14 protein-coding genes and 1 tRNA gene are annotated in these 15979 nt (G+C 39.4%); 10 read left to right on the top strand and 5 right to left on the bottom strand.

The genetic code is table 11. From position 1 onward, the window contains the following. Nucleotides 1–45: 45 nt before the first annotated feature. Nucleotides 46–1953 (bottom strand): AAA domain-containing protein, encoded by a 1908-nt coding sequence (locus VCM39_RS17340; protein WP_322932767.1) that lies wholly within the window; start codon nt 1951–1953, stop codon nt 46–48. 218 nt (nt 1954–2171) lie between these two features. On the opposite strand from VCM39_RS17340, the gene VCM39_RS17335 reads away from it, so the two are divergent. The 3 genes from VCM39_RS17335 (at nt 2172) to VCM39_RS17325 (ending at nt 7062) form a co-directional block, all read left to right on the top strand. After that, a complete protein-coding gene (locus VCM39_RS17335) occupies nt 2172–4427 on the top strand; it encodes an aconitate hydratase (RefSeq protein WP_323673973.1) in 2256 nt (751 codons plus the stop codon). A gap of 72 nt (nt 4428–4499) precedes the next feature. Further along, nucleotides 4500–5696 carry an NADP-dependent isocitrate dehydrogenase gene (gene icd, locus VCM39_RS17330; protein WP_221651367.1) on the top strand — a complete coding sequence of 399 codons (1197 nt, stop codon included), beginning with the start codon at nt 4500–4502 and terminating at the stop codon, nt 5694–5696. A gap of 22 nt (nt 5697–5718) precedes the next feature. Then, nucleotides 5719–7062, top strand: a complete 1344-nt coding sequence (locus VCM39_RS17325; protein ID WP_289291636.1) for a citrate/2-methylcitrate synthase — start codon at nt 5719–5721, stop codon at nt 7060–7062. Between the two features lie 210 nt (nt 7063–7272). Here VCM39_RS17325 and pfkA read toward each other — a convergent pair whose 3' ends face one another. The 4 genes from pfkA to porQ form a co-directional block, all read right to left on the bottom strand. Further along, entirely contained in the window at nt 7273–8253 is a 981-nt protein-coding gene (gene pfkA, locus VCM39_RS17320) for a 6-phosphofructokinase (RefSeq protein WP_278599036.1), read from the bottom strand. A 98-nt stretch (nt 8254–8351) separates the two neighbouring features. Continuing rightward, on the bottom strand, nt 8352–9230 hold the full coding sequence (locus tag VCM39_RS17315) for a 4-hydroxy-3-methylbut-2-enyl diphosphate reductase (RefSeq protein ID WP_221651368.1): 879 nt from the start codon (nt 9228–9230) through the stop codon (nt 8352–8354). 89 nt (nt 9231–9319) lie between these two features. Beyond that, entirely contained in the window at nt 9320–10009 is a 690-nt protein-coding gene (gene cmk / locus VCM39_RS17310; RefSeq protein WP_221651369.1) for a (d)CMP kinase, read from the bottom strand. Between the two features lie 16 nt (nt 10010–10025). After that, the gene (gene porQ, locus VCM39_RS17305; protein WP_221651370.1) at nt 10026–10964 is read right to left on the bottom strand and encodes a type IX secretion system protein PorQ; all 939 of its coding nucleotides are present in this window, start codon (nt 10962–10964) and stop codon (nt 10026–10028) included. Between the two features lie 142 nt (nt 10965–11106). Here porQ and VCM39_RS17300 point away from each other — a divergent pair, with 142 nt between their 5' ends. The 7 genes from VCM39_RS17300 (at nt 11107) to VCM39_RS17270 (ending at nt 15950) form a co-directional block, all read left to right on the top strand. Beyond that, nucleotides 11107–11793, top strand: coding sequence for an energy transducer TonB (locus VCM39_RS17300; RefSeq protein ID WP_002559454.1), 687 nt, complete (start codon nt 11107–11109; stop codon nt 11791–11793). 85 nt (nt 11794–11878) lie between these two features. After that, entirely contained in the window at nt 11879–12853 is a 975-nt protein-coding gene (locus tag VCM39_RS17295; RefSeq protein ID WP_322932765.1) for a polyprenyl synthetase family protein, read from the top strand. 16 nt (nt 12854–12869) lie between these two features. After that, nucleotides 12870–13571, top strand: a complete 702-nt coding sequence (locus VCM39_RS17290; protein WP_221651372.1) for a hypothetical protein — start codon at nt 12870–12872, stop codon at nt 13569–13571. Between the two features lie 12 nt (nt 13572–13583). After that, nucleotides 13584–14360 (top strand): TatD family hydrolase, encoded by a 777-nt coding sequence (locus VCM39_RS17285; RefSeq protein WP_322932764.1) that lies wholly within the window; start codon nt 13584–13586, stop codon nt 14358–14360. 121 nt (nt 14361–14481) lie between these two features. Next, nucleotides 14482–14569 (top strand) — tRNA-Ser (locus VCM39_RS17280). A gap of 85 nt (nt 14570–14654) precedes the next feature. Next, nucleotides 14655–15458: a MotA/TolQ/ExbB proton channel family protein gene (locus VCM39_RS17275; protein ID WP_221651374.1), complete on the top strand. Its 804-nt coding sequence runs from the start codon at nt 14655–14657 to the stop codon at nt 15456–15458. 6 nt (nt 15459–15464) lie between these two features. After that, nucleotides 15465–15950: a hypothetical protein gene (locus VCM39_RS17270; RefSeq protein ID WP_221651375.1), complete on the top strand. Its 486-nt coding sequence runs from the start codon at nt 15465–15467 to the stop codon at nt 15948–15950. Nucleotides 15951–15979 lie beyond the last annotated feature (29 nt).

The following is a 15979-nucleotide window of genomic DNA, read 5'->3' as shown; positions in this document are numbered from 1 at the left end:
TATCTTTGAATAATATCACCCGGTTGTTTTTATAGGTAGGATGGTTTATAAGCGTATAGCTGTCTCTTTTTGGATATATTCCATTAATTTGTGATAAAAAGTATGTTTAGTCAGGGTCGTAGCATTTCCTAATATTACTAATTTCATTCGTGCCCGGGTAATAGCAACATTCATTCTTCGTAAATCATTAAGGAAACCAATCTGCCCGCTTTCGTTGGCGCGTACGAGGCTGATAAAAATGACATCTCTTTCCTGACCTTGGAAGCCATCTACTGTATTAACGGTAATTAATGACCGGAAGCGCCTGAAAAAACTACTATTTTTTATTTTGTTTCGTAAATATTGTACTTGTGCTTTATACGGAGAAATGAGCCCAAAATCAATATGTTCGTCTAATACCCGGTTTTCTCCTATTTTTTGAATATAACTTTCCAGCTCTTGTAGTAACAAGTTTGCTTCCGGTTTATTAATACGTCCGAAGCTTTCACCAACAAACTCTTCGTGGCATTCCATTTCTGAGGTATCGATCCAGATCATAGGGGTATCGAAATCAAGAATGCCGCGTTGACGTATTTCAGGAGCAGATTCTAACTGATTGTTATAAAACCATTCTGAAGGAAAACGCATGATGGACTCGTTCATACGGTATTGTACCTTTAATAAAGAAACGGAGATTGGCTTATTAGCTACTACTTTTTCCATCAATGTGTGATCCAAACCACCACGGGCAGCTTCAATACATTTGATTGTAGGAGGTAACTGGCAATGATCACCGGCAAAGATCACACGATCTGCTTTGCGGATAGCAATCCAGCATGCTGCTTCTAATGCTTGTGCAGCTTCATCAATGAACAGTGTACTGAAACGACGTCCATTAAGAATCCGGTGGTTACTGCTGACAAGAGTAGATGCAACCACCCGGGTTGAAGAAAACAGATCTTCATTGATAAGTATTTCCAACTCTGTGGCACGATCACGCAGGTGGCTGATACGGTTGCGCATATTCTCTCTTTCGATATGACTGCCTTTACGTATACGTCCGTTCATTTCCCGGATAGATTTACGTATCCCCCATAACTCGGTATAGGCCGGATGACTCTCAAAGCGGCGTTCATACGTGAACGAGAGCATCTTATCATTAACACGCGTTGGATTGCCGATGCGAAGTACGGGTACACCACGGTCTACAAGCTTTTCTGAAATCCAGTCTACAGCAGTGTTACTTTGTGCGCAAACGAGTACTTGATTTTCACGATGTAGTGTTTCGTAAATAGCTTCAACGAGTGTGGTGGTTTTTCCTGTTCCGGGAGGTCCATGGACTATGGCTACGTCTTTAGTACAAAGTACCTTGTTTACAGCTTCCTCCTGAGTAGAGTTTAACCATGGGAAACGGACAGGATAGAGCTCGCGTTGATGTACAGGAAGAGTTCCTAAGAGGGTATCACGCAGTTCTGCCAATCGGTTATTTTTGGCGCGGATTACATCTTCCAATGCTTCAAACATAGTATGGTAGGAGGTCTCGTCAAAATAAAGTTGTATCCCCAACCGATCGGTTCCTTGTATTTCGAGTAGTGCACCTGCATTGGGTAGAGCGATTACCATTCGTTCTTCATCAGCATAACTTACTGTTGCAGTAAAATTCATATAATGGATTTTTCCATCATATTCCTGCTGAAAGAAACAAACAGGACGTCCGAACTCAAAAGCATGCTCGATATCCTTATCTTCGGTTCGTATCACTTCTGCTACCAGTTGGTTTAAAGAATTATAATAACTACGTCCAACAAGTAGAGGATACCAGCAGAGCCCGCGTTTTATCTTTCGGGTGATTCCCATTGTTTCTGTCTGACGCTTAAATTCTTCTTTCTCACATTCATATTCCATACGCAACAGGAGTTGTTGCTTTTGGAGAGAAAGGAGTGGAGATGCGGGATTTATTTTATTTTCAACCATGCTGTCTGCTAAAAAATATTCACTATTGCTCAAAAAACAAATCTATGTTGTAAAGCGTGATTCTTTTTTTAAGCAGAGAAAATAATTCTGATTATAATTTATCTTTTCGCAAAGGTAACACTTCTCTTTGCAGTCTCGAATATTTATTTCATTTTGTTAAACCTTATCTGTCTCTTGTTCGTTAATATTATATATACAGTTTAAAAATATTAATGCATATGGTGTATGATATAGACATGATAAAGAGCTTCTATTCGGCTTATAAAGGGAAGATGGAGCATGTGCGGGCAGTATTGAAGCGTCCGCTTACGTTGGCGGAAAAGATCTTGTATACTCATCTTTTTGATGAGGCTGTTTTAAAAGATTATAAACGTGGGGAAGATTATGTGAATTTCCGTCCGGACCGCGTAGCAATGCAGGATGCTACAGCGCAGATGGCTTTATTGCAGTTTATGAATGCAGGAAAGGAACAGGCTGCAGTTCCTTCTACTGTACATTGTGATCATTTGATACAAGCTTATAAAGGTGCACGCGAAGACATTGCCATTGCCACCAGGACAAACGAAGAAGTGTATGATTTTCTGCGTGACGTTTCTTCCCGCTATGGCATTGGCTTTTGGAAACCGGGAGCTGGCATTATCCATCAGGTAGTATTGGAGAATTATGCTTTTCCTGGCGGTATGATGGTGGGAACGGACTCTCATACTCCTAATGCCGGTGGGTTAGGTATGGTTGCAATAGGTGTGGGAGGTGCTGATGCAGTAGATGTGATGACGGGTATGGAATGGGAGCTTAAGATGCCTAAGTTGATTGGAGTTCGTTTGACGGGTGAACTTAATGGTTGGACTGCCCCGAAAGACGTTATTCTGAAACTGGCAGGTATATTGACCGTGAAAGGGGGAACAAATGCCATTATTGAATATTTTGGCCCCGGTACGGAATCTATTTCTGCTACAGGAAAAGCTACTATTTGTAATATGGGGGCGGAGGTAGGTGCTACTACTTCACTATTTCCTTATGATGAGCGTATGGCTGCTTATCTACGTGCTACTGGCCGCGAAGAGGTTGTAATGTTGGCTGAAACTGTAGCTGCCGATCTTCGTCCGGATGATGAAGTAATGGCACTTCCTGAGAAGTTTTATGATCGTATAATTGAAATAGATCTATCTGAATTAGAACCCTATATTAACGGACCTTTTACTCCTGATGCTGCTACTCCTATTTCGGAATTTGCAGAAAAAGTATTGCTGAATGGATATCCTCGTAAGATGGAGGTGGGGCTTATTGGCTCATGTACAAATTCTTCTTATCAGGATATCAGTCGCGCTGCTTCTGTTGCCCGGCAGGCATTGGAGAAAGATGTTGCTATCTCTTCACCACTAATTGTAAATCCGGGTAGTGAACAAATCTACGCTACTGCTGAACGCGATGGTATGATAACTCTTTTTCAGCAAATTGGTGCTACAATTATGGCTAATGCTTGTGGACCTTGTATCGGGCAGTGGAAGAGACATACAGATGACCCTATGCGTAAGAATTCTATAGTAACTTCTTTCAATCGTAACTTTGCCAAGCGTGCTGATGGAAATCCGAATACCTTTGCTTTTGTTGCTTCACCTGAGATTGTTATGGCATTGACCATTGCCGGTGATCTTTGCTTTAATCCGTTGAGAGATCGTTTACTCACTCATGATGGTGAAAAAGTAAAGCTTAATGAACCGGTAGGCGATGAATTGCCTGTGCATGGTTTCATTTCGGCTTCTGACGGCTATCTTGCTCCGATAGGATCACAAGTTGAAATAAAAGTGGATCCACATTCAATGCGTTTACAATTATTGACTCCTTTCCCTGCATGGGATGGAAATGATTTACTGAATATGCCTCTCCTTATTAAGACTCAGGGGAAGTGTACTACCGACCATATCTCTATGGCAGGTCCCTGGTTGCGTTTTCGGGGGCATCTGGAAAACATCTCAGACAATATGTTGATGGGAGCTGTGAATGCTTTTAATGGTGAAACGAACAGTGTCTGGAATCGTTTGACAAATACGTATGGACCAGTTTCGGGTACGGCAAAGATGTATAAATCTGAAGGAGTTTCTTCGATTGTGGTTGCTGAAGAAAACTATGGCGAAGGTTCCAGCCGGGAACATGCTGCTATGGAACCTCGTTTCCTCAATGTGAAAGTAATTCTTGCCAAGAGTTTTGCCCGTATCCATGAAACAAATCTTAAAAAGCAGGGCATGCTTGCTATTACTTTCAAGGATAAAGATGATTATAATCGGATACAGGAACATGATTTAATTTCTGTAATAGGTCTACAGAATTTTGCTCCGGGATGTGATCTTGAAGTGATTGTCCATCATGAAGACGGAACGAAAGAACGTTTTGCTGTGCAACATACTTATAATGAACAACAGATAGACTGGTTTCGTGCCGGTTCTGCCTTGAATAATAATGGATTAAAGAATTAACCAATTAACCAATTAACACGCGCCAGCCAATTGACATGTTTTGAATATTGGCATATTGGCACATTATTTATTATGAGTAAAATTACTAAGCAAGCAGATGGTACATTATTAGTACCCGATATCCCTACAGTTCCTTTCATAACAGGGGATGGGGTAGGCGAGGAGATTACTCCTGCCATGCAAAGCATTGTGGACACTGCCGTGAAAGAAGCTTACGGTGAAAAGCGTAAAATAGACTGGGTAGAAGTTTTGGCTGGAGAACGTGCATATAATATTACCGGTTCATGGCTTCCTGATGAGACCATGGAAAAATTTAAAGAGTATCTGATAGGTATCAAGGGGCCTTTGACTACACCGGTGGGCGGTGGCATACGCTCATTGAACGTAGCTTTGCGCCAAACTCTTGATTTGTATGTATGTCTTCGTCCCGTTCGCTGGTTCATAGGCGTACATTCGCCTGTCATAGCACCAGAGAAGGTAAATATGCATATCTTCCGTGAAAATACAGAAGATATTTATGCAGGAATAGAATGGGAAGCGGGCACTCCTGAAGCGAAGAAATTTTATCATTTTTTACGTGATGAAATGGGAGTAACTAAAGTACGGTTTCCGGAAACGTCTTCTTTTGGTGTAAAACCGGTTTCGCGTGAAGGTACTGAACGTTTGGTAAGGGCAGCTTGTCAGTATGCATTAGATCATCATTTACCTTCTGTGACATTGGTGCATAAAGGAAATATTATGAAATTTACCGAAGGTGGTTTCAAAAAATGGGGGTATGAACTGGCACAACGTGAATTTGGTGATGCATTGGCAGAGGGACGATTTATTGTTAAAGACTGTATTGCAGATGCTTTTTTGCAAAATACCTTGTTAATGCCCGAAGAGTATTCGGTGGTTGCCACCCTCAATCTGAATGGTGATTATATCTCTGATCAGTTGGCAGCTATGGTAGGCGGTATTGGTATAGCTCCTGGTGCTAATATCAATTATGATAGTGGGCATGCTATTTTTGAAGCAACACACGGGACTGCACCTAACATTGCCGGAAAGGATATTGTGAATCCTTGTTCGCTTGTTCTTTCTGCTGTGATGATGCTTGAGTATTTTGGTTGGCAGGAAGCTGCCGATCTGATAGTAAGAGCACTGGAACATAGCTTTGAGGATGGTCGTGCAACAGCTGATCTGGCTCGGTTTATGCCGGGGGGTAAAGCTCTGTCTACTTCTGCTTTTACGCGGGAGATTATTGAAAGAATAGAAAATATAAATTAATGATTAAAAGAGAGATAATTCCATGAAGAAAGAATATTTAGTTTATAAGCTCTCCGAGGAGATGAAGGATGCTACCCGGATTGATAATGATTTGTTTCCGAAATATGATGTAAAGCGCGGTTTGCGTAATGAAGATGGTACTGGTGTACTGGTAGGATTGACTAAGGTTGGTAATGTAGTTGGTTATGAGCGTATTCCGGGTGGTGGTTTGAAGCCAATTCCCGGTAAGTTGTTCTATCGTCAATACGATTTGGAAGACTTGGCACATGCTGCAATGAAAGAAAAACGTTACGGATTTGAAGAGGTAGCTTATCTGTTGCTATCTGGTCATTTGCCCGATAAGGAAGAATTAGCTTCTTTTCGTGAATTGGTGAATGACAATATGCCATTGGAACAGAAAACGAAAATGAATATTATAGAGCTGGAGGGTAATAACATTATGAACATTCTGGCTCGTAGTGTTCTTGAAATGTATCGTTTTGACCCCAATCCGGATGATACCTCCCGGGATAATCTTATGAGACAGAGTATTGATCTGATTTCGAAGTTTCCTACTATTATTGCATATGCTTATAATATGTTGCGTCATGCCACCTTTGGTCGTTCGCTTCATATTCGTCATCCGCAGGAAAATCTCTCTATAGCCGAAAATTTCCTCTACATGCTTAAGAAGGATTATACCCAGCTGGAGGCCCGTACTCTTGATCTTTTACTCATGCTACAAGCAGAGCATGGTGGTGGTAATAACTCTACTTTTACAGTACGTGTCACTTCTTCTACCGGGACAGATACTTATTCGTCTATCGCAGCTGGTATCGGTTCCTTAAAAGGTCCGCTTCACGGAGGTGCTAATATTCAGGTAGTTGATATGTTCCATCATCTTCAGGAAAATATCCAGGATTGGAAGGATGTAGATGAAATAGATACTTATTTTACTCGTATGCTGAATAAGGAAGTCTATAATAAAACCGGATTGATTTATGGTATCGGGCATGCTGTATACACTATTTCAGATCCACGTGCCTTATTGCTGAAAGAACTCGCCCGGGATTTGGCAAAGGAGAAGAAAAAGGAAGAAGAGTTTGCTTTTCTAGAATTACTGGAAGAACGTGCAATTGCTATGTTTGGCAAAATAAAAAATAATGGTAAAACTGTATCAAGTAATGTTGATTTCTATTCCGGTTTTGTATATGAGATGATTGGTTTGCCACAAGAAATTTATACTCCACTTTTTGCAATGGCTCGTATTGTAGGCTGGTGTGCACATCGCAATGAAGAACTTAACTTTGAAGGTAAACGTATCATCCGTCCTGCATATAAAAATGTGCTGGATGTTGGTAAATATATTCCGTTGAATAAACGATAAAAATAGAACGGTAGGGTGGTGAAGTTATAGAGTTATAAAATGGTGGGATTATAAGATAATAGGGTGCAGGATTGCAAAATTTTACACTACAAATCTCATTAAAATCTGAATGGAAAATAATGGCACTATGCCTCTTTGTTCTATAATCCTATAACTTTACCACTCTATTCAATAACTCTACCACTTTATAACTCTATAACTCTATAACTTTTAAATAGAGAGTTCTCTTAGTACGTTCACCAGTTCTCTTTGAATTGGTTTGTCATTCTTTATGGCCTTACTGAATGGTACATATACGATCTCGTCATGTTCGATACCAATCATTACATTACGTTGATCTTCCATTAATGCATCGATTGCTGCAGCACCCATTCTGCTCGCTATGATACGATCGTGAGCGGTAGGGCTACCACCACGTTGCAAATGACCTAATATGGTTACGCGTACATCGTATTCCGGATATTCATTTTTTACGCGCTCTGCGTAGTGCATGGCACCACCAGTCAGTTCACTTTCGGCTACTAATACGATACTACTATTTTTAGACTTCCGGAAACCGCTTTTGATAAACTCTTCCAATTGGTCTACCTCTGTACTAAATTCTGGAATAATAGCAGCTTCGGCTCCTGAAGCAATAGCACCATTCAGTGCAAGAAAACCTGCGTCACGTCCCATTACTTCTACGAAAAAAAGACGCTCATGTGAGGTTGCTGTATCGCGTATTTTATCGACTGCATCCAGAATTGTATTCAATGCTGTGTCATATCCAATAGTTGTATCTGTACCATACAAATCGTTATCAATTGTACCGGGTAGTCCGATACAAGGTACATCAAACTCTTGTGCAAAAATACGTGCACCGGTCAATGAACCGTCACCACCGATAATAACAAGGGCATCGATTCCCTCTTTTTTCATATTATCGTATGCGAGCTGACGTCCCTCAGGAGTAGTAAATTCCTTGCAACGTGCTGTTTTTAATATAGTGCCACCCAGTTGAATGATATTACTAACATTCTGACTTTTGAATTCGCTGATTTCTCCTGTTACCAGACCTCTATATCCTCTGTATATACCCTTAACTTGCAGTCCGTTATAGATAGCTGCACGTGTCACTGCACGAATTGCAGCATTCATTCCCGGAGCATCTCCTCCGGAGGTTAAAATACCTACACACTTAACTGTTCCCATTACAATCTTATTTTATATTTGACGCTGCAAAGATAACAAAAAGTGTTAGGAAATAAGTTGCATTTGTGTCAAACTGACGGTGGCATTAATAAATAACGTTAAATGATTTTTTTGTCGAGACGTGCTTTGATTTCTGTATAAATCTGTTCCATCAGCCATTTGGGGGTTGAAGTAGCTCCGCATACTCCAATAGAACTAATTCCATGAAATAGAGAGTCATCTATTTCTTCTGCATTATCTATTAAATGAGAATTAGGGTTGACCTTTAGACATTCACTGAATAACATTTTCCCATTAGAACTTTTTTTACCACTGACAAAAAAGATAAGATCATGTGAAGCAGCAAACGTACGTAGGTTAGGCATGCGATTGGCTACCTGACGACAAATGGTATCATAGTATTCAAATGTAGCAGAAGGAGAAATGTGATCTTTGATGTAGTCAACTATTTCCCAGAATTCATCTAACGATTTGGTGGTTTGCGAATAAAGACGGATACTTTTGCTGAAATCGAGCTCTTTAGCTTCTTCTAATTTTTCTATAACAATTGCTTTTCCGGTAGTTTGACCTACTAATCCTAAAACTTCGGCATGTCCATTTTGACCATAAATAACAATTTGTTTTTCTTCTGCATCTTTCTCCTGATATTCTTGCTTGATGCGTTTTTGCAATCGGAGTACTACCGGACAGGTAGCATCAATAATTTCAATATTATTTTCCCGGGCGATTGTATATGTTTCGGGAGGTTCACCATGAGCACGAAGTAATACTTTGGCATTATGTAGTTGCTTGAACTCTTCATGATTGATAGTAATGAGTCCCATTGTTTTTAACCGTTCTACCTCCTTGCTGTTGTGAACAATATCACCCAGGCAATAGAGGGTAACTCCTTTTGCCAGTTCTTCTTCTGCCTTATGAATAGCGGTTACCACTCCAAAACAGAAACCTGAACCTTCATCTATTTCTACTTTGATCATTCCTGGTTTTACGTTTGCAGATTTTTTCAGATGATTCTATGTATTTGTTTAATACTCTCTGCTCTTAATGAGGTCAGATGATACGTAACTTACCCTTTTGCCTTTTGATTATATTGATTAAATAACCATTCTTTCTGCTGCTGGATAGTCAATTCTGTATTATCCAGCAATAGCGCATCATCTGCCTTTCGTAATGGACTCACTTCGCGATGCTGGTCAATATAATCGCGTTGTTTTACATTTTCTAATATTTCATCAAAGTTGGCTTCTTGTCCTTTCGCTTTTAGCTCATCGTAACGCCTTTGAGCACGAATTTCAGGAGTTGCTGTAACAAATATTTTCAACTCGGCATTAGGGAATACTGTAGTACCGATGTCACGTCCATCCATAACAATTCCTTTTTCATTGCCCATGGCCTGTTGCTGTTGGACCATAGCAGAACGTACGAAGTCAAGTGTGCTAATAGGACTCACCTTAGAAGAAACCTCCATTGTGCGAATTTTGTTCTCTACATTCACACCATTTAAGTAAGTATTTGGGCGGCCGGTTTCCGGATCAATCTGGAAAGAAATGTGGATGTCGTTCATTCGTTTTTTAAGCTCTTCGGTGTTAATCGTATCTCCTTTAAAGATACCGTTTTCTATACTATAAAGAGTGACTGCACGGTACATAGCTCCACTGTCTATATAAATATACCCTATTTCACGAGCCAGGTCTTTGGCCATTGTGCTTTTACCACAAGAGGAAAAGCCATCGATTGCTATGGTGATTTTTTTCATTTTATTTGTAATTGTACTATAATGTCATTGAGAGATTGAATAATAAAGAAGAAGAGCTGAGGTGATATTTTGCATAGGCAGCTCCTAATTTGAAGCGTTTGATTTGTATGCCGGCTCCGGCTGTGAGACCTGCCCAATGACTGGAGTCAGCTATTTTCATCTCGTTTTTTCTACGGAAATTGTATCCTAATGAAATATAGAAATTATCTGTTGGCAGAAAGTCTATACCTAACACGGTGTGATCAAAGAAGTTGGAATTTTTCCAATCCGTCAGATTGTATAAAGTTGCTGATACTCGGAAAGGTGCATGTGACAATCGCTTTGTGATACCTACTTGCACATCTACCGGAAGCTTTTCATGTTTATCTTCAAAAGCTACAATTTGTCCTCCTAAGTTACGGGCAACAAGAGAAAAAGAAAAGTCGCTGTTCTGATGATAATAATTCAATCCCAAATCCACTCCAATAGCAAATGAAGAAAATTTCTCGTAATTAGAATAGATGAGATTTGCTTTTACTCCACCACTCCAATAGTCACTCAAGTCATAAGAGTAGATTCCTGAAAATGCCATATCTTTAGCCGAAAAGGTTCCTGTTATTACATTTTCACTGGTTGTTTCTTTCATTGTTCCATAATTCACGAACTGAGCTGTAACTGCCCATGTTGAGCGTTCTCCGGCAACACGTGAGAAAGCAGCACTGGCGGCGTTGACTCCGGCTATATATAACATATAGTTCAGGTTAAGTGTTTTATCCGCTACGCATGACAACAAAGCAGGATTATGGACCGCCATTGTAAGGTCATCCTCTATAATTGATATATTTTCCCCTCCTAATGCTGCTGCATGAGAAGAAAAAGGGATCTTGAGGAATTGGAACACGCTATTATCTTCCTGAGCCTGTATCCGGACCCAAAAAAGGAGTAATACTACTATGAATATATTCTTTTTTAACATTTTGGCAGAAAAAACTGTTCAAATATACTTTATTTCTCAAATATCTGCGTTATATTTGTGGCAGAAAAACACGTGATACTCAAAAGCACTGAGAAACACATCTGATTAAAAGAACGTATTATTAATATTTATATTATAATTTATGGAAGTTAAAAAATCACCTAAAGCAGACCTGGAAGGCAAAAAGTCTACATGGTTGCTTATCGGATACGTGGTTGTATTAGCTTTTATGTTCGTGGCGTTCGAATGGACCGAGCGAGACATAAAGATTGATACAAGTCAGGCTTTATCCGATCTAGTGTTTGAAGAGGAAATGGTTCCTATTACGGAACAAGAACAGAAAATTGAGGTTCCACCTCCACCTGAAGTACCTGCGGCAGCTGAAATCTTGGATATTGTAGATGATGATGCTGATGTAGAAGAAACAATTATAGCATCAAGTGAGGAAACCGGTCAGAAAGTTGAAGTGAAATATGTGCCTGTACAGGTTGTTGAAGAAGAACCGGAAGAACAGGAAATCTTCGATGTTGTAGAAAAAATGCCGGAATTCCCGGGCGGAAATGCTGCCTTGATGTCATATTTGGCTAAGAATATCAAATATCCTACAATTGCTCAGGAAAATGGTACACAAGGTCGTGTTATCGTACAGTTTGTTGTAAACAAAGATGGTAGTATCGTAGATGCAAAGGTCGCACGTAGTGTTGATCCATATCTGGATAAAGAAGCTCTTCGTGTGATTAATTCCATGCCTAAATGGAATCCTGGTATGCAGAGAAACAAACCTGTACGTGTGAAGTATACGGTACCTGTAATGTTTAGATTGCAATAATATTATGTAATATACAGAAAAAGGCTGCCATAAAAGCAGCCTTTTTCATTAGTAATTATTTCTCGTCTTTTTAATTCAAATGACTATGTTTACTGCGCCTCAATTGCTTGATAAAATAAATACCCATGTTTCTGAATTACAGTTTACCCGTTCTCCTAAAGGATTATATGATCCGGTAGAATACGTCTTGTCTTTGGGCGGAAAACGCATTCGTCCTGTATTGATGTTGATGGCTTATAACTTATATAAGGAAAATGTGGAGCAGGTTTATGATCCGGCCATAGGTATTGAAATTTATCATAACTATACCCTTCTTCATGATGATCTCATGGACAGGGCAGATGTGCGTAGAGGTAAACCTACCGTACACAAAGTGTGGGATGATAATACTGCCATATTGTCGGGGGATGCAATGTTGGTACTTGCTTATCAATATATGGCAGCCTGTCCAACGGAATATTTAAAGGAGGTGATGGATATTTTTAGCCTTACTGCTCTTGAAATTTGTGAAGGGCAGCAGATGGATATGGAGTTTGAGCAACGTAGCGATGTTAAAGAAGAGGAATATATTGAAATGATCCGGTTGAAAACAGCAGTGTTGTTGGCTGCCAGTCTGAAAATAGGTGCAATATTGGGCGGAGCATCCAGAGAAGATTCCGAACGTCTTTATGATTTTGGTGTTCAGCTAGGTGTTGCTTTTCAATTGCAGGATGATTTGTTGGATGTGTATGGTGATCCGGTTGTCTTTGGTAAGAAAATAGGGGGGGATATCCTCTGCAATAAGAAAACTTATATGTTGATTAAAGCTTTGGAGCATGCTGATAAGGATTGTTTTGCCGAACTGAATACCTGGATTACTGCTGAAGATTTTGTTCCGGAACAAAAGATCGCTGCTGTAACCGGGATTTATGATAAGATTGGCATAAAGGGTATCTGTAAAAATAAAATGCGTGAATATTATACCCGTGCTATGGAAAGTTTAGCAGCAGTAACAGTGGCTGAAGAAAGAAAAAAAGAATTAAAAAATTTGATGGAACATTTGATGTACAGAGAAATGTAATTAACAGTGTTGTCCGATGCCTTACAGACGTTTACCAAATACAGACCAGGCCAGAATACGAGCGCTGAAATCGGCGGTCGGAAAGGGGGATGTGTATAATGTAAGTGAACTGGCAATATCTTTGAATACTTTATCTGAAGCAAGGAATTTTCTTTCAAAATTTGAGGTTGCTCATAACTATTATATTCAATGTTATAATAACCAGGTGAAGGAAAGTCCAAAGCATCAATCAAATGTAAAGACAGCCCGTTTGTATATTTCTCATTTTATCCAGGTATTGAATTTGTCTGTACTTCGTTCTGAAGTGAAACCTATCCACAAAAAAATATATTGTTTACCGGTTGATAATTATAATGTTCCCGATTTAACATCTGAGGTTGCAATGGTTGAATGGGGAAAACGAATTATTGAAGGTGAGAGAAAAAGAACGTCACAGGGAGGAGTGCCTATTTATAATCCTACTATTGCTAAGGTGAAGGTTCATTATGATATATTTGTTGATAGTTATGAAAGGCAGAAAGCACTACAAGTGTTGACTAACCGTAGTTTAGAAGGATTGGCTGCTATGCGTACCCGTGCTGATGAACTGATATTGGATATTTGGAATCAAGTAGAAGAAAAGTTCCGGAATATATCTCCTAATGAACTCCGTTTAGACAGATGCCGTGACTATGGAGTTATTTATTATTACCGGACAGGTGAAAAACAACCTGAATAGATTAGTTTAATTATGCTTGTTGATTCTCATTCACATCTTTTTTGGGAAGAGTTCTCCGACGATCTTCCACAAGTAATGCAGCGTGCTCACGATGCAGGTGTAACTCATATTTTTATGCCGAATATAGACAGTACAACAATTGGACCATTACTTTCGGTATGTAATACTTATAAAGGATTTTGTTTTCCGATGATGGGATTACATCCTACTTCTGTTAATGAGTCTTATGAAAAAGAATTGGATATTGTTGCACGTCAGTTAGCTCCTTTTAATGAGTATGTGGCTATTGGTGAAATTGGCTTGGACCTTTATTGGGATAAAACTTTTTTGAAAGAGCAACTTATTGTCTTTGAAAAACAGATAGAATGGGCTTTAGAGTATCATTTGCCTATTGTGGTTCATTGTAGAGAAGCTTTCGATTATATATATAAGGTATTGGAGCCCTATAAAAAAAGTGGGTTAAAAGGGATTTTTCATAGTTTTACCGGTACTTCTGAAGAGGCTGCCAGGTTACTGGAATTTCCGGATTTTATGCTGGGAATAAATGGGGTCGTGACATTTAAGAAATCTCACTTGGCAGATGTTTTGAAAGGTATTCCGTTGACACGTATTGTTTTAGAGACTGATTCACCTTACCTGACTCCCGCTCCGAATCGTGGAAAGAGGAATGAAAGTGCCTATATAAAAGATACTTTGATAAAAGTTGCAGAGGCTTATGAAAAGATGCCTGAACGGGTTGCTGAAGCCACATCTGAAAACGCTTTAAAAGTGTTTGGAATGCTCAAATAAGCTTCTAAAGGTTTTAAAATATATTAATTTGGAGTATTTCTTTGAGATAAAAGAGCTAGAATGCTTTAGAAGAAGAAAAAAAAGGATACATTTGTAGCTGAAAAGGCTCAAACCGGTTTAGGGAGAGATGCTCGAGTGGTTGAAGAGGCACGCCTGGAAAGCGTGTATACGCCAAAAGTGTATCGCGGGTTCGAATCCCGCTCTCTCCGCAGATGAGCAAATGGAATTTGGAAACAACTAAAATAAATACAATAATAATAATTTAATTAATTAATCTTAAAAATTAGACACACAATGAAAAAGTTATTCGCAATTGTTGCTGTGATGGGAGTCTTAACATTTGGCTCAACTCAACTTGCTCAGGCTCAAGATGCTCCTGCTGCTGAACAAACTGAACAGGCTGCACCTGCTGCAGTAGAACCAGCTGCTGATGCTTCTGTTGACGGCGTTGAAGAAGGTGGTATTCACAAAGAAATTAAAGTAAAATTCATTGAAGGTACTGCATCTTTCATGAGTTTGGTAGCTATTGCATTGGTTATCGGTTTGGCATTCTGTATTGAACGTATCATTTATTTGAGCTTGGCTGAAATCAATACTAAGAAATTTATGGCTTCTATTGAAGCTGCTTTGGAAAAAGGTGATGTTGAAGCTGCAAAAGACATCGCTCGTAACACCAGAGGTCCTATTGCATCTATTTACTATCAAGGTTTGATGAGAATCGATCAAGGTATTGATGTAGTAGAAAAATCAGTTGTATCTTATGGTGGTGTGCAAGCAGGTTACCTTGAAAAAGGATGTTCTTGGATCACACTGTTTATCGCAATGGCTCCGTCATTAGGATTCTTGGGTACTGTAATCGGTATGGTGCAGGCATTTGATAAGATCCAGCAAGTAGGTGATATCTCTCCGACGGTTGTTGCAGGTGGTATGAAAGTTGCTTTGATTACAACTATCTTCGGTTTGATCGTTGCTTTGATTCTTCAGGTATTCTACAACTATGTACTTTCTAAGATCGAAGCTCTTACAAGCGAAATGGAAGATTCTTCTATCTCTTTGCTTGACATGGTAATCAAATATAACTTGAAATACAAAAAATAATCTGAGATGAGTAAGTTATCATATAAATTATCGTACTACGTACTGTACGCAATGTTTGCTCTTATCCTGGTGGTATTAGGTCTCTTTTATTTTGGAGGAGATGCTCAGGGAACAGCTGCATTGGCAGGCGTTGATCCGGAAATGTGGCAACCTGCAAATACAGATGCATTATTGTATTTGATGTATGCACTTTTCGGACTTGCAGTAGCTGCAACTGTTATTGCTGCTATATTCCAGTTCGGTTCAGCGTTGAAAGATAATCCGGTAAGCGCTATTAAATCATTGATTGGTCTTATTCTTTTAGTTCTTGTACTGGTTGTTTCTTGGGCTATGGGTAGCGAAGAGACTTTGAGAATACCAGGATATGATGGAACGGACAATGTTCCTTTTTGGTTGAAGCTAACTGATATGTTCCTTTATTCAATCTACTTCCTTTTGGGAGCAACAGTTGTTGCTATCATCTTGAGTAGCATTAAGAAGAAATTATCATAATCCAATTGAGCTTGCTCAATTAAATATAG

The sequence above is a fragment of the Bacteroides mucinivorans genome, from assembly GCF_034654355.2.
In the GTDB taxonomy this organism is placed as follows: domain Bacteria; phylum Bacteroidota; class Bacteroidia; order Bacteroidales; family Bacteroidaceae; genus Bacteroides; species Bacteroides nordii.
The sequence above is the reverse complement of the archived record's forward strand: the minus strand, read 5'-3'. Positions and strand labels throughout refer to the sequence as shown.